The sequence below is a fragment of the Nonomuraea sp. NPDC049480 genome (genome assembly GCF_044465905.1).
GTDB lineage: Bacteria > Actinomycetota > Actinomycetes > Streptosporangiales > Streptosporangiaceae > Nonomuraea.
Map to the genome: position 1 here is coordinate 1 of NZ_JBITMD010000060.1, position 15,054 is coordinate 15,054.

At 69.7% G+C, this 15,054-nt stretch carries 15 protein-coding genes, 1 rRNA gene and 1 pseudogene; 7 read left to right on the plus strand and 10 right to left on the minus strand.

All coding sequences use genetic code 11. From position 1 onward, the window contains the following. Window positions 1–87: ribosomal RNA gene (gene rrf, locus ACIBX3_RS60565) — 5S ribosomal RNA — on the plus strand; the annotation flags it as partial. 57 nt (window positions 88–144) lie between these two features. Here the strand turns inward: rrf and ACIBX3_RS60570 are convergent. Next, window positions 145–609 carry an Lrp/AsnC family transcriptional regulator gene (locus ACIBX3_RS60570; RefSeq protein WP_397129911.1) on the minus strand — a complete coding sequence of 155 codons (465 nt, stop codon included), beginning with the start codon at window positions 607–609 and terminating at the stop codon, window positions 145–147. Between the two features lie 126 nt (window positions 610–735). Here ACIBX3_RS60570 and ACIBX3_RS60575 point away from each other — a divergent pair, with 126 nt between their 5' ends. Together ACIBX3_RS60575 and ACIBX3_RS60580 are read left to right on the plus strand one after the other, a co-directional pair. Continuing rightward, window positions 736–1,623 (plus strand): phenylalanine 4-monooxygenase, encoded by an 888-nt coding sequence (locus tag ACIBX3_RS60575; RefSeq protein WP_397129912.1) that lies wholly within the window; start codon window positions 736–738, stop codon window positions 1,621–1,623. A 33-nt stretch (window positions 1,624–1,656) separates the two neighbouring features. Next, on the plus strand, window positions 1,657–2,589 hold the full coding sequence (locus ACIBX3_RS60580; RefSeq protein WP_397129913.1) for a serine hydrolase: 933 nt from the start codon (window positions 1,657–1,659) through the stop codon (window positions 2,587–2,589). Here the strand turns inward: ACIBX3_RS60580 and ACIBX3_RS60585 are convergent. From ACIBX3_RS60585 to ACIBX3_RS60605, 5 genes are read right to left on the minus strand one after another with little or no spacing between them, the layout of a single operon-like run. Beyond that, complete coding sequence (locus ACIBX3_RS60585; protein WP_397129914.1) at window positions 2,558–3,283, minus strand: response regulator transcription factor; 726 nt, start codon at window positions 3,281–3,283, stop codon at window positions 2,558–2,560. The genes ACIBX3_RS60580 and ACIBX3_RS60585 overlap by 32 nt on opposite strands. Further along, window positions 3,283–4,110: a phosphate ABC transporter ATP-binding protein PstB gene (gene pstB, locus ACIBX3_RS60590; RefSeq protein ID WP_397129924.1), complete on the minus strand. Its 828-nt coding sequence runs from the start codon at window positions 4,108–4,110 to the stop codon at window positions 3,283–3,285. Before pstB ends, ACIBX3_RS60585 begins: the two co-directional genes overlap by 1 nt. Window positions 4,111–4,138: 28 nt before the next feature. Further along, complete coding sequence (gene pstA, locus ACIBX3_RS60595; RefSeq protein ID WP_397129915.1) at window positions 4,139–5,029, minus strand: phosphate ABC transporter permease PstA; 891 nt, start codon at window positions 5,027–5,029, stop codon at window positions 4,139–4,141. Further along, window positions 5,029–5,967 (minus strand): phosphate ABC transporter permease subunit PstC, encoded by a 939-nt coding sequence (gene pstC, locus ACIBX3_RS60600; protein ID WP_397129916.1) that lies wholly within the window; start codon window positions 5,965–5,967, stop codon window positions 5,029–5,031. The genes pstA and pstC overlap by 1 nt, the downstream gene beginning before the upstream one ends. Further along, window positions 5,967–6,971 carry a phosphate ABC transporter substrate-binding protein PstS family protein gene (locus ACIBX3_RS60605; protein WP_397129917.1) on the minus strand — a complete coding sequence of 335 codons (1,005 nt, stop codon included), beginning with the start codon at window positions 6,969–6,971 and terminating at the stop codon, window positions 5,967–5,969. The genes pstC and ACIBX3_RS60605 overlap by 1 nt, the downstream gene beginning before the upstream one ends. A gap of 147 nt (window positions 6,972–7,118) precedes the next feature. Here ACIBX3_RS60605 and ACIBX3_RS60610 point away from each other — a divergent pair, with 147 nt between their 5' ends. Together ACIBX3_RS60610 and ACIBX3_RS60615 are read left to right on the plus strand one after the other, a co-directional pair. Next, a complete protein-coding gene (locus tag ACIBX3_RS60610; protein ID WP_397129918.1) occupies window positions 7,119–7,592 on the plus strand; it encodes a low molecular weight protein-tyrosine-phosphatase in 474 nt (157 codons plus the stop codon). Further along, the gene (locus ACIBX3_RS60615) at window positions 7,579–8,364 is read left to right on the plus strand and encodes a fructosamine kinase family protein (RefSeq protein ID WP_397129919.1); all 786 of its coding nucleotides are present in this window, start codon (window positions 7,579–7,581) and stop codon (window positions 8,362–8,364) included. Before ACIBX3_RS60610 ends, ACIBX3_RS60615 begins: the two co-directional genes overlap by 14 nt. Here the strand turns inward: ACIBX3_RS60615 and ACIBX3_RS60620 are convergent. Further along, entirely contained in the window at window positions 8,361–9,206 is an 846-nt protein-coding gene (locus ACIBX3_RS60620) for a TetR/AcrR family transcriptional regulator (protein ID WP_397129920.1), read from the minus strand. The two genes, ACIBX3_RS60615 and ACIBX3_RS60620, sit on opposite strands and share 4 nt — an antisense overlap. Before the next feature lie 64 nt (window positions 9,207–9,270). On the opposite strand from ACIBX3_RS60620, the gene ACIBX3_RS60625 reads away from it, so the two are divergent. Beyond that, window positions 9,271–11,007, plus strand: a complete 1,737-nt coding sequence (locus tag ACIBX3_RS60625) for a right-handed parallel beta-helix repeat-containing protein (RefSeq protein WP_397129921.1) — start codon at window positions 9,271–9,273, stop codon at window positions 11,005–11,007. Window positions 11,008–11,095: 88 nt separating this feature from the next. On the opposite strand, the gene hisN is transcribed toward ACIBX3_RS60625, so the two are convergent. Beyond that, a complete protein-coding gene (gene hisN / locus ACIBX3_RS60630; RefSeq protein ID WP_397129922.1) occupies window positions 11,096–11,926 on the minus strand; it encodes a histidinol-phosphatase in 831 nt (276 codons plus the stop codon). A gap of 54 nt (window positions 11,927–11,980) precedes the next feature. On the opposite strand from hisN, the pseudogene ACIBX3_RS60635 reads away from it, so the two are divergent. Then, window positions 11,981–12,220, plus strand: a pseudogene (locus ACIBX3_RS60635) (DUF4442 domain-containing protein); the annotation flags it as partial. 92 nt (window positions 12,221–12,312) lie between these two features. Here ACIBX3_RS60635 and rsgA read toward each other — a convergent pair. Both rsgA and aroA read right to left on the minus strand, forming a co-directional pair. Continuing rightward, complete coding sequence (gene rsgA / locus ACIBX3_RS60640) at window positions 12,313–13,356, minus strand: ribosome small subunit-dependent GTPase A (protein WP_397129925.1); 1,044 nt, start codon at window positions 13,354–13,356, stop codon at window positions 12,313–12,315. Window positions 13,357–13,632: 276 nt separating this feature from the next. Beyond that, on the minus strand, window positions 13,633–14,907 hold the full coding sequence (gene aroA, locus ACIBX3_RS60645; protein ID WP_397129923.1) for a 3-phosphoshikimate 1-carboxyvinyltransferase: 1,275 nt from the start codon (window positions 14,905–14,907) through the stop codon (window positions 13,633–13,635). Window positions 14,908–15,054: the final 147 nt, after the last annotated feature.

A 15,054-nucleotide genomic window follows, 5' to 3' on the forward strand; every position in this document is an offset into this window, starting at 1 on the left:
GGTTACATTCCGAACCCGGAAGTTAAGCTTCTCTGCGCCGATGGTACTGCACTCGGGAGGGTGTGGGAGAGTAGGTCACCGCCGGACAATCTTTAGAAAGGGCCCTGACGCCTCAAGCGTCGGGGCCCTTTCTGCGTTCTGGGCTCATCTGCCCCTCGCGGATGCTTCGAGGAGGGGCTCGATGCGGAACGGGATCTGGGTGGAGAGCGCGATCGTGGTGTCCGTGCGTTGAACCGCCGGCGAGGCCAGGATGCGGGCGATGACCTCCTGCAGGTGCTCGGTGCTTCTCGCGACCACACGGCACAGCAGGTCGTGCTGGCCGCTCGTACCGTGGACCTCCAGGATCTGCGGCACGCCCCGCAGTGCCGCCACCGCCTCCTCAAGCCGGCCCTGAGCTATCTGGAGCCAGACGAACGCCAGGATGGGATGCCCGGCCGCGGCCGGCGAGACCGTGGGGCCGAAGTCCTCGATCACGCCGCGGGCGGTCAGTTTCTCCACCCGGGCCTGGACCGTGCCCCTGGCGACGCCCAGGAGACGGGCGAGCTCGGTCAAGCCGATGCGCGGGTTGGCGCGCATGGTCACGAGCAACCTGGTGTCCAGCTCGTCCATCCCGGTCCCTCCGCGGACTGTGCGATGCGACTAGCAAATGTGGATGTAAGCGTACGAAAGTAAGCGTATCGCGCAGTGAAACTGGGCGCTCTTGCCAGGAAAAGACGGATTTGCTGTTATTTGAGCATGTTTGAGGAAGCGCAGTACTTCGCGCCGGTCGCGGCCCAGGCCGACGGGTCGGTGGTGGTCGAGCTGTCCGCGTCGCATCCGGGGTTCGCGGATCCGGTCTACCGAGCACGGCGGAACGCGATCGCGGGGCTGGCGGTCAACTACCGTCCGGGGACTCCCATTCCGGCGGCCGAGTACACCGAGCAGGAGCACGAGGTATGGGCGATGGTCAGCAGGGAGCTGGCGATCAAACATGCCAAGTACGCCACGGCGGAATACCTCGACGGCGCGGCCCGGCTGGGGCTGCCGGCCGAGCGGATTCCGCAGTTGGAGGAGGTCTCACGGCTGCTGGAGCCGCTGACCGGGTTCCGGTACCTGCCGGCGGCGGGGCTGGTGCCGCTGCGGGACTTCTACGGGGTGCTCGCGGACGGGCTCTTCCACTCCACGCAGTACATCCGCCACCATTCCGTGCCCTTCTACACGCCGGAGCCCGACGTCGTCCACGAGGTGATCGGGCACGCCAACGCGCTGGCCAGCTCCCGGTACGCCGCCCTCTACCGCCTGGCCGGGCAGGCCGCGCGGCGGGTCGAGGGGGAAGAGGCGCTGGAGTTCGTGTCGAAGGTGTTCTGGTTCACGCTGGAGTTCGGTGTGATGGAGGAGCGGGGCGAGATCAGGGCGTACGGGGCGGGGATCCTGTCCTCATACGGAGAGATCGAGGAGTTCCGCGGCATGGACATCCGGCCGCTGGAGCTGTCGGCCATGGGGACGACCCACTACGACATCACGAAATATCAGGACGTGTTGTTCCGGGCCGAATCCCTGGAGCACCTGGAGGATGTCGTGGGCGGCTTCTGGGACACCTGCGACGACGACTCGATCGCGAAACTGTTGGCGACGGCCGTCTAGCGGCGGCTCTCGGTTATTCGTGATAATGCCCGGGTGATCACGGGGCGAGGGCAGGTGCCGGCACGCGTGCTGCTCGCCCACTCCCTGGTCCTGTCCCTGGTCACGGTGCCCGTCGAGCCGTCTCCCGGGCGGCATCCCGTGTGGCAGGCGGCGGTCGCGATCCCGAAGGCCCGGGAAGGGACGTTGGGGAGGATCGAGAGCGTCGAGGCGGAGGAGTCCCTGGCGCCGATCCCGGCCAAGCGGATCACCAAACGGCTCGACCGGTTCCTGGCCGGCCGTCCGGGCCCCGTTACTGCCATGGTCAAGGACCTGGCGACCGGACGCGTCTACCGCTACCACGCGGGCGAGCGACTGATCACCGCCAGCAGCGCCAAAGTCCTGATCCTCATGGCTCTGCTGCTGAAGACGCCGTGGAAGAAGCTGCCCGAGGCAGTCAGACGCGACGCCGACCTGATGATCCGCTACAGCGACAACCACGCCGCCGACCGCTTGTGGCTCCGCATGGGCGGCGTGGCGGGGTTCACGAAGGCGGCCAGGCGCTTCGGGCTCAGACACACGCACGGCGTCCCCGGTGAGTGCCTCGACCTGTATTGCTGGGGAATCACCCGGACGTCTGTCGACGACCAGATCCGCCTCATGACCGCGCTGGTGTCCGGCAAGAGCCCGCTCAAGGGGGCGGATCGCGATCGGGTGCTCGGGCTCATGGGCAAGGTCGTCGACGGCCAGGACTGGGGCGTCAGCGCCGCCGCGTGCCGGGGCGATCGGGTGGCGCTCAAGAACGGCTGGCTCAAGCGCGTCTCGACCAAGCGCTGGGCTGTCATCAGCGTGGGCCTGATCAGAGACGACGGCCACGACTACGCCGTGGCCGTGCTCTCCGAAGGCAGCCCCGAGGTGGGGTACGGCATCGCCACTGTGGAGGGCGTCGCCAAGAGGATCATAGAATCCTTCCGGACGTGCCCGGAGTGACCAGGCGATAGCCTACGCCGCGTACGGTCTGGATGAGCTGGTCGTCCTCGTCGCCCAACCGTGCGCGCAGCCGCTTGACGTGCACCGCGATGGTGTTCGTCGAGGTGGTGGTGGCGGTGTGCCACACGTTCCGCATGATCTGCTCGCGGGTGACCGTGCGGTCGGCGTTGCGCATGAGGTACTGCAGCAGCTCGAACTCCCGCAGCGGCAGGTGCACGACGCGTCCCCCCACGCGTACCTGGTAAGCCTGCACGTCCAGCTCGACACCGCCCACGCTCAGCACCTTGCGCGACTCGGGCGAGGACGCCTGGATGAACGGCAGCAGCTCCGGCACCCGGTAGGGCCTGGCCACACAGGCCGCCGCCCCGGCCGCGAGCGCGCGTACCGCCTGCTCGGCGTGCCCCTCGCCGACGCCGAGCAGCACCGGTACGGCTCGCGCGAGCCGTACCGCGCGGACGAAGTCGACCGCGTCGATGACCGTGAGCGTGGCCGAGACGAGCACCACGTCCGGCTGCAGGGCCCCTGCCTGCAGCAGCCCTTGCGCACCGTCGGGGGCCCCGGTGACGGCCACGCCCTCGCGTTCGAGGGCGGTGGCCAGGTCCTCGACGACGGCGCTGTCGGGATCGGCGATGAGCAGTACGGGCTTGGTCCTCGCGTCCCCGTTCATCGTGGATGCCGCCTGCTGTCGGGTCATCAGCCGAAGCGCCCCGTGATGTAGTCCTCGGTGCGCTTGTCGGACGGGTTCGTGAAGATGCGACTCGTCTCGTCGTACTCCACGAGGCGGCCGTGCCGCACCTGCTTGTCGTCCACTTCGGCGGTGAAGAACGCGGTGCGGTGGGACACTCGGGCGGCCTGCTGCATGTTGTGCGTGACGATCACGATCGTGTAGTCGCGCGCCAGCTCCTGCATCAGGTCCTCGATCTTGGTGGTCGCGATCGGGTCCAGGGCCGAGCAGGGCTCGTCCATGAGGATGACCTCGGGCTTGACCGCGATCGCCCGCGCGATGCACAGGCGCTGCTGCTGGCCGCCGGACAGGGACAGAGCGTTCTGCTTGAGCTTGTCCTTGACCTCGTCCCACAGGGCCGCCTTGGTGAGCGCCTGCTCGACCAGGTCGTCCATCTTGCCCTTCATGCCGTTGACGCGGGGGCCGTAGGCGATGTTGTCGTAGATCGACTTGGGGAAGGGGTTGGGCTTCTGGAAGACCATGCCGATGCGGCGGCGTACCTCGATGGGGTCCACGTGGTCGCCGTACAGGTCTTCGCCGTGGTAGAGGATCTTGCCGTCGGGGCGGGCGCCGGGGATCAGGTCGTTCATCCGGTTGAAGCAGCGCAGCACCGTGCTCTTGCCACAGCCGGACGGACCGATCATGGCGGTGATCTCGCGGTTGCCGATCGTCATGTCGACGTCGCGCACGGCCTCGTAGTCGCCGTACCAGACGCTCAGGTCGGAGACGGTGAAGACCGGATCCAGGGCCTCGAGGTTGCGGGGCGCCTCGGGACCACGGACGGTGACGTTCGCCATGGGGTTTCCTATCTCAGTCATTTCTCCCTCACCAACGCCTCTGGTAGCGGTTGCGGAGCCAGATCGCGACCGAGTTCATCAGCAGCAGGATCACCAGCAGGATGACGATCGCCGCCGCGGCCAGGATGTGGAATCCCTCGCGCGACTGGGAGATCCAGTTGAAGATCTGGATCGGGAGGACGGTGTAGCTGGCGAAGATGCCGTCCGGGTTGAAACGGATGAAGGACACCGCACCCAGCATGATCAGCGGGGCGGCCTCGCCGATGGCCCGGGAGAGCGCCAGGATCGAGCCGGTCGCGATGCCGGGGATCGAGGCGGGCAGCACCTGGCGGGAGATCGTCTGCCACTGCGTGGCTCCCAGCGCGAGTGAGCCCTCGCGGATGGAGGGCGGCACCGCGCGGATCGCCTCGCGGGAGGCGATGATCACGATGGGGAGCACCAGCAGGCCCAGGGTGAGCGAGGCGGTGATCACGCTGAAGCCGAGGCCGAGCGTCCGGGCGATGATGCCGAGGCCCAGGATGCCGTAGACGATGGACGGGATGGCGGCGAGGTTCTGGATGTTGAGCTCGATCCACCGGTTGTACCAGCGGGTCCCGTCCGCGTACTCCTCCAGGTAGATCGCCGCGGCGATGCCCGTCGGCACGGTGAAGACCGCGGTCAGGGAGATGACCCAGAGCGTGCCCATGATGGCGGACTGGGCGCCGGCGATCTCGGGGTTGCGGATCGACGGCATGTTCTCCCACAGCCGGGAGTCGAGCCGGGGCCAGCCCTCCACCAGGACGAAGGTGATCAGGGAGACCAGGAAGATGAGCGCGAGCGCCAGGCTCGAGAGCAGGAGGACCCGGAACAGGTGCTCCTTGAGCGGGCGTCCCTTGCTCGCCAGCTGCACGGCGGAGCGCGGTGTCGAGAGGATGGCCATTACTCGTACACCTCACGATACTTGCGCACCAGGCGGGCGCTGACGTAGTTCATCGCGAACGTCATCACGAAGAGCACGGCACCGACCGCGAAGATGGTGTCGTATTCGACGGTGCCGACCGGCACGTCTCCGGAGCCGGCCGCGGCGATGAACGCGGCCATGGTCTGCATCGCCTTGCCGAGGTCGAGGGTGAAGTTGGGCTGGAGCCCACCGGCGATGTAGACGATCATCGTCTCGCCCGCGCCACGTGAGACCGCCAGGATGACGGCCGCGACGATGCCGGAGAAGGCCGCGGGCAGGACCACGCGGAGTGAGGTGATCATCTTGGAGGCGCCCAGGGCGTACGAGCCTTCGCGCAGGCCGTTCGGCACCGCCGTCATCGCGTCCTCGGACAGTGACGCCACGATCGGGATGATCATGAAGCCGACCACGAGACCCGCGCTCAGGGCGTTGAAGATCTCGATTTCGAACCACAGGACGTTGCGCAGCAACGGGGTGATGAAGCTGAACGCGAAGAACCCGAAGACCACGGTCGGGACGCCCGCCAGCACCTCGAGCACCGGCTTGAAGAACTTCCTGACGCGTGGCTTGGCGTACTCCGACAGGTAGATCGCGGCGGCCAGGCCGAGCGGCACGGCCACCACGATCGCGATGCCGGTCGTGATGAGGGTCGCGCTGACCAGCGGCAGCACGCCGTAGTGCGGGGGCTTGAACAGCGGTCCCCAGTCGGTGGAGGTGAAGAACTCCACCGCGCTGATCTCCCCGAAGAACTTGATCGTGGGCTCCAGGAGGGAGACCACGATGCCGATGGTGGTGGCGATGGAGAGCAGGGCGGCCAGCATGAGGATCGCCTTGATGACCATCTCGCCGTAACGCGGGCGCGACCGCGCCAGGGACTGGGGAGTCCCCGGCGCGGTCGCGGTGTCGCGGGCCGCCATCAGCCCGCCTGGCTCTTCAGCGTCTGAAGGTCCGTCTTGAGCTTGCTCTCCTGCTCGGCGTTGAGCGGGATGTACTTCGCGTCGGTGACGATCTTCTCGATGTTCGCCACGTAGTAGTCGAGGAAGCCCGCGACCTCCGGCCGCTTGGCCGCGGCGACCGACGGGTAGATGAACAGCGGCCTGGCCAGCGGGGTGTACGTGCCGTCCTGCGCGGTCTCCTTGCTCGGCGTGACGCAGCCCTTGCCGGAGTCGACCTGCACCGCCTTCAGCTTGGAGGCGTTCTCCTCGAAGTAGGTGTAGCCGAAGTAGCCGAGGCCGCCCTTGGTGCCCTCGACGCCCTGGACCGTGACGTTGTCGTCCTCGCTCGGGCTGTAGTCCTTGCGGCTCGCGCCCTCTTCACCGTTGATCTCGTCGGTGAAGTAGTCGAACGTGCCGGAGTCGGTGCCGGGGCCGAACAGCTTCAGCGGCTCATCCGGGAACTTGGGGTCGACCTGCTTCCAGGTGGTGATCTTGCCTTCCGCGCCCGGCTCCCACATCTTCTTGAGCTGGTCCGTGGTCAGGCAGGTGGCCCAGGTGTTCTCCTTGTTCACCACGACGGTCAGCGCGTCGGTCGCGACGGTGAGCTCGGCGTACTTGATGCCCTTGCTCTCGCACGCCGCCTTCTCCTCGTCCTTGATCGGACGGGAGGCGTCGGAAATGTCGGTCTCGCCGTTGCAGAACTTCTCGAAACCACCACCGGTTCCGGAGGTGGCGACGGTCACGTTGACCTTGGGCTGCTCTTCGGCGAAGAACTCGTAAGCGGCGCTGGTCAGCGGGGCGACCGTGCTGGAGCCGTCAACCTTGACCTGCCCGCTCAGCTGGGCGCCGGCGTCCGTGCCGGCAGAGGCGGAGGCGGTGCCGTCCCCGGCGGGCGGAGTGGTGTTGGTGCCGCCACATGCGGCGGAAAGGCCCACAACGATGGCGGCCGTCGCCACCGCACTGAGGCGGCGCTGTCCACGGGTCACGGTATTTCCTCGTCCCTAGTGAGATCCGTATCTTCGTCGCCTCCGATAACACCCGGCAAAAGTGAACGGAAGTAGAACGACCCGTGACCGACGCCCAAAGAGGTGTCCTGGGTCGTATGAATAGCTCGTTAGGGCCATCCTGGTGAGATGACCTATCGCGTATGTCTGGTGTGCATGGGGAACATCTGCAGGTCACCGATGGCGGAGGCGGTGCTGCGGAAGGCCCTCGCCGACCGAGGGCTGGCCGGCCGCGTCGACGTGGAGAGCGCCGGGACCGGCGATTGGCACGAGGGAGACCCCATGGACGAGCGGGCGCTGCGGATTCTGACCGAGCACGGCTACGACGGCTCCGCGCACCGGGCCAGGCGGTTCACCAAGGACTGGTTCGACCGCTACGACCTGGTGCTGGCCATGGATCGGGACAACCTCGCCAACCTGCGGCGGATGGCGCCCGCCGGGGTGGAGGTGCGGCTGTTTCGCGCGTTCGATCCCGCGGCGCCGCCGGACGCCGAGGTCCCCGACCCCTACTACGGGGGCCGGGAGGGGTTCGAGGAGGTGCTCGCGCTGGCCGAGTCGGCCGCCGAGGGTGTGGCCAAGCACATCGCCGATGAGATCGACTGAGGATCTGGGCTCGTCGCACGGCTGGCGGCGGCAGCGGGGCGTGCTGGGCGACGGGCGCCAGGTGTTCGCGAAGACCGGGGCTGTTTCCGAAGTGTTCATCTCCGAGGCGGCCGGGCTGCGCTGGCTCGGCGAGGCGATCGCGGTGCCCGAGGTGATCGAGGCCGGTCCTGACCGGCTGGTGCTGTCGTGGGTGGAGGAGGAACGGCCGAGCGCGGCGGCGGCCGAGCGGTTCGGGCGGGAGCTGGCGCGGCTGCATCGCGCCGGGGCTCGGGGCTTCGGGGCGCCGTGGCCGGGGTTCATCGCCGAACTGCCGATGGACAACTCGCCGGGTGACGACTGGCCGGCCTTCTACGCGGAGCGGCGGGTTCTGCCCTTCCTGCGGCAGGCCCGGCTGCCGGCCGGGGACGCCGCCGCCGTCGAGCGGGCTGTGGAGCGGTTCGCCGAGGTCGCGGGGCCGGTCGAGCCTCCGTCGCGGATCCACGGGGATCTGTGGAGCGGCAACGTGCTGTGGTCCGGCGGGTCCGCGGTGCTGATCGACCCGGCCGCGCACGGCGGGCATCGGGAGACGGACCTGGCGATGCTGGCGCTGTTCGGGCTCCCGTACCTGGACCGGGTGCTCGGGGCCTATGCGGAGGAGTGGCCGCCGGCGGACGGGTGGCGGGAGCGGGTGCCGCTGCACCAGCTGCATCCCCTGCTCGTTCACGTGGTGTTGTTCGGCGGGTCCTATCGGGACAGCCTGATGGAGGCGGTACGGCGGGTGCTGGCGCTCTAACCGGAGTTGCGCTTGCGGTAGGCGCGTTGCCGGCAGGCGCGCGAGCAGTAGACACGGGGGCGGCCGGACGCCGCGGGCTCCAGCGGCCTGCCGCACTCCCCACAAGTTTCGTCACGACTTTCGTCACGGTCTTTGTCGCGATGCTTGATGAAGGCCTCGATGCCGTCCAGCAGGCGGCGCAATCCGAACTCGAAGGAGTCCTCGGGGGCGTCCCAGCCGCCCGCCGTCCACAGGTAGGTGATCGTCGGGTAGCGGTCGAGCTGGTCGTAGAGCGTGTCGCGGGCGCCCCACCACTCGTCCTCGGACACGCCGCTGCGCCGCTCCTCGCGCCGGACCTCCACCAGGTGCAGGGCCTCGGCGTCGACGAAGCGGCCGACCAGGCCCACGACGGCTATCACCTCGGAGGGGGCGAGCGCGGTGCCGGTGAGGGTGCTCAGCATGTACTCGTAGTGCGCGACGCCGTTGGGGCCGGGGAGGTGGCGGGTGCCGCGTACCTCGGCCAGCCAGGGGTGCCGCTCGCGGATCCGCCATGCCTGCCTGGCGCCGGCCTCCAGCCGCGCCCGCCAGCCGGCGGCCTCCGGCACGTCGTCGGGGTGCTCGCCCAGGACCTCGTCCACCATCAGGTCGACGAGCTGGTCCCGGCCGGGCACGTGGCGGTAGAGGGACATGGTCGTGAAGCCGAGCCGGTCGGCCACCTTGCGCATCGACAGACCCGGCAGGCCTTCGGCGTCGGCCAGCTCGACGGCCGCCCGCACGATCCTGTCCAGGCTCAGGCCGGGCCGCGGCTCGCGCTCACGCGCTTGCCACAGCAACTCGAGCCCGTGGTCGGGATCCCTCGTCATTCGCGCCTTCCTTTGTTTATGGTGTATTACTACGTGTACGCCATAAACAGCAAAGGGAGTTCCGATGTTCCACTTCCACGTCGCGCCTTTCGGTGACGACGCCTGGCCCGGCACGGCCGAGCGTCCCTTCGCCACGCTCGAACGCGCCCGGTCCGCGGCCCGCGAGGCGGCCGGAGAGGCCGTCGTCCACCTCAGGGCGGGCACCCACGTGCCGGCCGGGACGCTCGAGCTCACCGAGGCCGACTCCGGGGTCGTCTACCAGGCGTTCGGCTATGGCACGCCCGCCCAGGAGGAGGCCGTGGTGAGCGGCGGCCGACGCGTCACGGACTGGCGGGAGCGCGACGGCGTGTGGGTCGCGGACGTCGGCGACCTCGACTTCCGCCAGCTCTACGTGGACGGCCGCCGGGCCCTCCGCGCCGGCATCCCGGGTCTGCCCGGCGCCGCGAGTCCGACCGTCACGGGTTACGTCACGGACAGCACGGAACCGCGCGGGTGGCGGAGTCCTGGCGACGTGGAGTTCGTCTACCGGGGCGTCTACCCCTGGACCGAGGCCCGCTGCGGGGTGGCGGGCGTCTCGGCCGACGGGGACTCGACGGTGATCACCATGGCGCGGCCCGCGTACGGCTGGGCCGCCGAGCTCTACAACTCCACCTGGGAGGGCCAGACCTCCAGCGGGCTCGGTCTGCCCACCCGGATCGAGAACGACGCCGCCTTCCTGAGCGAGCCGGGCACGTTCGTGCTCGACCGGTCGCGTCCGGGGCGGCACGAGCTGCTCTACCTGCCCCTTCCCGGCGAGGACCCGGGGCGTACGGAGGTGGTCGCGCCGGTCCTGGAAACGCTCCTGAGCGCCGTGGGAGCGCGGAACGTGTCGTTCCGTGGGCTGGTGTTCGCCGACGCCACCTGGCTGCGTCCCAGCCGCCCTGAGGGCTTCCTGCACTATCACGGCAGCGGCTACTACGAAGGCGGCGGTGTCGAGACGGCCGTCCTGGGGGAGGGGGCGTCGGTGACGTACCCGGCCGCGTGGGCGTCCATCCCGGCCTGCGTGACGTTGGCGGACGTGGCGGGGGTCGAGGTCGAGGGCTGCCGGTTCACCCGGCTCGGGGCGTCCGGGCTGGGCGTGTCCGGCGGCGTCGGGGTCGCGGTGCGCGGCTGCGACTTCGACACCCTCTCGGGCGGCGGCATCTCCGTGTCGGGCGGGCGGGACGTCACGATCGAGGACACCTGGGTGCATCAGGTCGGGCTCGAGTACAGCGGGTCGCCGGGCATCGCCGTGTCGGGCGCGCGGGGGTGCACGGTGGCGCAGAACGAGATCGCGGACGTGCCTCACTGCGGCATCGTCGTCGGGGCAGGGGAGGGGGTGCGTGTCCTGGGCAACCTCACCGTGGACACCATGCAGGTGCTGGCCGACGGGGGCGGGATCTACCTGTCCGGGGCGCAGGGGTCTTCGCCGGAGAACGGGGCGGTGGTGCGGGGCAACGTCATCGAGGACACGCGCACGCCGTACAACTTCGGGCTCTACACCGACTACGGGGCCTCGTGGGTGACGGTGGAGGCGAACGTCGTCGCGCGGGCGGACAACACGGCCGTGCTGGAGGTGGCGCCGCCGCTGGAGCACGTCGTCTACCGGGGGAACTTCTGGGATGCGGATCCGGTGGGGCACGACAACCCGCCTGGCGGGGTGACGTACGAAGGGAACGTGACGCTCAAGGATGAACGGGAACTGAACGCGGCCACCGTACACATTCGGTCTCGGGCCGGGCTTCTGCGTCCGCGGGACGGGTCGCGGACGGTGAGGTTCTAAGGGGCCGGATCCGGTGGCCCGCTGACGGCGGCCTCATCGGTGGAGGCAGCGTCCGCGGGGGCGCGCATCGAGTGGATCGGGGCGTTCGTCAGCGGATGATGGTGGAGTTGAGGCGCTGGATGACCTCGTCGTGCAGGATGCCGTTGGTGCAGACCAGGCTGCCGCCCTCCAGCCCCCGTACCCCGGCGACGTCCGTCCAGACGCCGCCGGCCTCCTCGACGATCACCGTGAGCGCCGCCATGTCCCACGGTGACAGCTCGGGCTCGGCGGACAGGTCCACCGAGCCCTCGGCGACCATCATGTGCGACCAGAAGTCGCCGTACGCCCTGGTACGCCAGCAGGCGCGGCCGAGGTCGAGGAAGTTGTCCAGCCTGCCGGTCTTCTCCCACCCGCCGAAGCTCGAGTACGAGAACGACGCGTCCTCCAGGGTGGACACCGAGGACACGTGCATCCGGGACGCCTTCGTCAGGCTCTTGCCGGTCCACGCGCCGCCCTCGATCGCCGCCCACCATCGCCGGCCGATCGCGGGGGCCGACACCAGGCCGACGACGACCTTGCCGTACTCCATGAGCGCGATCAGCGTCGCCCACACGGGCACGCCGCGAACGTAGTTCTTGGTGCCGTCGATGGGGTCGATGATCCACGACCGGGCGCCCCACCCGGTCTTGCCGAACTCCTCACCCACGACCGCGTCACGCGGCCTGGCCCGCCGCAGCGTGCCGCGGATCGCCTCCTCGACGGTGCGGTCGGCGTCGCTGACCGGCGTGAGGTCCGGCTTCGTGTCGACCTTGAGGTCGACCGCCTTGAACCGCCGCATGGTCAGGTCGTCGGCGGCGTCCGCCATGACGTGAGCGAGGCGTAGATCATCGCTGTAACCCTGCACGGTCGCCCACGCTACCGTGTCGCGTATAACGAACATCAGTCACAGACGCCCCTTTTCTGGTAACTACCACTCCAGTTACCGACAAGTAGCATGTCCGCCATATCGCTAGATGCCGGTGCCTTGCCGCTCCAGACTGTTCCTTTTGCCCGAACTCTGGGCATCGTTTCGACTCGGTGGGTGACGGTCAGGCCGTTTGCCGGCTGCCCGACCGTACGGATCTCCACAATCACGTTGCCGGGCCGCACGCGGGGCTCTGTTCACCCTGGCCGAGTCGGCGTCGGGGCCGCGATGCTCTCCGCCCTGGGTGATCAGCTGGGACGAGCGGTTCCCGCGCCCTCGCGCTCGGCTGCACGGTGACCACATCTCCCGGCCCACGGCCGTGCGGTTCAGAGGGCGGGCCGGACCGGTGAGACGGGGCGGGGTCAGGCGTTGGGGTCGTCGAGGGTGCCTTCGCGGCTGGACAAGAGGCGGCGGAGGGACTCCAGGCGGACCCGGTCGGCGTTGCCGGCGTCCGCCCAGGCGTCCAGCGCGCAGCCGTCCGCCAGATGCGTGCACCCCTTCGGGCAGTTGACCGTCCCCTCCACCAGATCGGGGAACGCGGCCAGCACGGTCTCCACCGACACATGGGCCAGGCCGAAGCTGCGCACCCCCGGTGTGTCGATGATCCAGCCGCCCAGCGGCAGCTCCAGGGCCACGGCCGAGGTCGAGGTGTGGCGGCCGCGGCCGGTCACCGCGTTGACCTGGGAGACGGCCCGGTTGGCGTCCGGGACCAGGGCGTTGACCAGGGTGGACTTGCCGACGCCCGAGTGGCCGACCATGACACTGATGCGACCGGTCAGGTGATCGCGGAGCTCGTCCAGCGAGCCGCCCTTTTGCACGACGACGTGCGCCACGCCCAGCGGCTCGTACGCGGCCACCAGCTCGTCCGGCGGGGCGAGGTCGGACTTGGTGAGGCAGAGCAGGGCGTCGATCTCCGCGTCGAACGCCGCCACCAGGATCCTGTCGATCATGCGCGGACGGGGCGGCGGGTCGGCCAGGGCGGTCACGATGACGAGCTGGTCGGCGTTGGCCACGACCGGGCGTTCGATGCCGTCGGTGTCCTCGGTGTCGTCGGCCGAGCGGCGCAGCATCGAGGTGCGCGGCTCCACGCGGACCACTCTGGCCAGGGTGTCAGGGCGGCCCGACACGTCGCCGACCAGGGCGACGCGGTCGCCCACGACGATGCCCTTGCGGCCCAGCTCGCGGGCCTTCATGGCGATCACGAACCGGCGTTGTGGCTGCTTGCGCTTCTGCGCCGAGCCCTTCGGGCGGTCGAGCTCGACCAGCGTCGTGTAGCGGCCCCGGTCGACGGCGACCACGAAGCCTTCGACGGCGTCATCGTGCGCAGGACGGATCCGGGTCCGCGGCCGGGAGCCTTTGCCCGGTCTGACCCGTACGTCGTCCTCGTCGTACTCCCGCTTTCTCAGCGGTCCGCTCCCATGCGCTCGTTTCCCTTCTGTTGCTCAACGCTGCGCGGTCCTCGCCGACCGGCCCGGATCTTCGCGTGGAGAGGGAAGGCGCCGGGGGCCGCGAGCATGGGGATGGTCCATGGTGATCTGCTGTGGCCGCCACCCGGGCGCGGCCGGATGGCGTGGTGCCGGTGGGTCCGTGCGTCGGCGTGCGGGCAGCGTGCTAGCACGCGTCGCCCTTTTCCGACTTGCCCGCAGCACTGGTCGTGAAACCAGCCCGGGCTCGGCTCCCTGTCATCGCGCTTCCAGCATGGCCGCCCACATCTGGACGAACTCCGGGAGGGTCTTGGCGGTCGTCGCGATGTTCTCCACCTCTGTGGCGGGCACCCTCAGGCCGACCACGGCGCCCGCCGTGGCCATGCGGTGGTCGTCGTAGCTGTGGAAGGTGCCACCGTGCAGGGGGCGCGGGCGGATGACGAGACCGTCCTCGGTCTCCTCGGCGTCGCCGCCCAGGCGGTTGATCTCGGTGGCGAGCGCGGCGAGGCGGTCGGTCTCGTGGCCGCGCAGATGGCTCACGCCCCGGATGCGGCTCGGCGTCGTGGCCAGCGCGGCCAGGGCGGCGATCGTGGGGGTCAGCTCGCCCACCTCGTGCAGGTCGGCGTCAATGCCGGAGATCTCGCCCGTCCCGGTGACCACCAGATCGCCGCCGGCCCGCGTGACCGTGGCGCCCATGGCCGTCAGCAGGCCGCGCAGGGCGTCGCCCGGCTGCGTCGTCTCCTGCGGCCAGCCGGGGATGGTGACCGTGCCGCCCGTGACCAGGGCCGCGGCCAGGAACGGCGCCGCGTTGGACAGGTCGGGCTCCACCGTCAGGTCCATGGCCGCGATCGGCCCGGGCTCCACCCGCCACACGTCGTGCTCACGGTCGTCGACCGTGACGCCGGCCGCCCTGAGCATCTGCACGGTCATCTCGATGTGCGGCTGCGAGGGCACCGGCGGGCCCACGTGGCGGATCGTGACGCCCTTCTCGAAGCGCGCCGCCGTCAGCATCAGGCCCGAGACGAACTGCGACGAACCCGACGCGTCCAGCGTGACCTCGCCGCCCGTCAGCGGCCCGCTGATCGTGAACGGCAGCGCGTCGTTGTCGACCCGCGCCCCCAGCGCGCGCAGGGCGTCGAGGATGGGGCCCATCGGCCGCTTGCGGGCGTGCGGATCGCCGTCGAACGAGACGGGGCCGTCGGCCAGCGCGGCCACCGGCGGGACGAACCGCATGACCGTGCCCGCCAGGCCGGCGTCGATGGCGGCGCGGCCGCGGATCGGACCCGGCGTCACGTGCCAGTCCACGCTCGCCGCGCTCTCGCCGCTGGGGACGAGCGTCGCGCCCAGCGCCCGCAGCGCCGCCACCATGAGGTCCGCGTCCCGGCTGCGCAGCGCCCGCCGCACCACGCCCGGGCCCTCGGCCAGCGCGGCGAGGACGAGCGCGCGGTTGGTCACCGACTTGGAGCCGGGCAGGGAGACGGTGGCGGTGACGGGTGCGGTCGTGGTCGGCGCGGGCCAGTGCGGAGCGGGCATGGTCAAAGAGTACTGGCGCCTGGCCTGGTGAGGTCACAGCCCCATTGCCTTTCGAAAGACATCCCAGGAGCTTAGATGTCAAGCAGCAAGCGACTCGGCGTGATGAGACCAAGCGGTTGCTTCGTCGTAGTGCGTTCCGGTCTTGAG

Excerpts from the sequence above, each read along its gene's own strand:
- ACIBX3_RS60575 (WP_397129912.1), top strand. The coding sequence starts at position 736 with ATGTTTGAGGAAGCGCAGTACTTCGCGCCGGTCGCGGCCCAGGCCGAC.
- pstA (WP_397129915.1), bottom strand. The coding sequence starts at position 5,029 with ATGGCCATCCTCTCGACACCGCGCTCCGCCGTGCAGCTGGCGAGCAAG.
- ACIBX3_RS60585 (WP_397129914.1), bottom strand. The coding sequence starts at position 3,283 with ATGACCCGACAGCAGGCGGCATCCACGATGAACGGGGACGCGAGGACC.
- hisN (WP_397129922.1), bottom strand. The coding sequence starts at position 11,926 with ATGTTCGTTATACGCGACACGGTAGCGTGGGCGACCGTGCAGGGTTAC.
- pstB (WP_397129924.1), bottom strand. The coding sequence starts at position 4,110 with ATGGCGAACGTCACCGTCCGTGGTCCCGAGGCGCCCCGCAACCTCGAG.
- ACIBX3_RS60615 (WP_397129919.1), top strand. The coding sequence starts at position 7,579 with ATGAGATCGACTGAGGATCTGGGCTCGTCGCACGGCTGGCGGCGGCAG.
- aroA (WP_397129923.1), bottom strand. The coding sequence starts at position 14,907 with ATGCCCGCTCCGCACTGGCCCGCGCCGACCACGACCGCACCCGTCACC.
- pstC (WP_397129916.1), bottom strand. The coding sequence starts at position 5,967 with ATGGCGGCCCGCGACACCGCGACCGCGCCGGGGACTCCCCAGTCCCTG.
- ACIBX3_RS60620 (WP_397129920.1), bottom strand. The coding sequence starts at position 9,206 with ATGACGAGGGATCCCGACCACGGGCTCGAGTTGCTGTGGCAAGCGCGT.
- ACIBX3_RS60625 (WP_397129921.1), top strand. The coding sequence starts at position 9,271 with ATGTTCCACTTCCACGTCGCGCCTTTCGGTGACGACGCCTGGCCCGGC.
- ACIBX3_RS60570 (WP_397129911.1), bottom strand. The coding sequence starts at position 609 with ATGGACGAGCTGGACACCAGGTTGCTCGTGACCATGCGCGCCAACCCG.
- ACIBX3_RS60610 (WP_397129918.1), top strand. The coding sequence starts at position 7,119 with ATGACCTATCGCGTATGTCTGGTGTGCATGGGGAACATCTGCAGGTCA.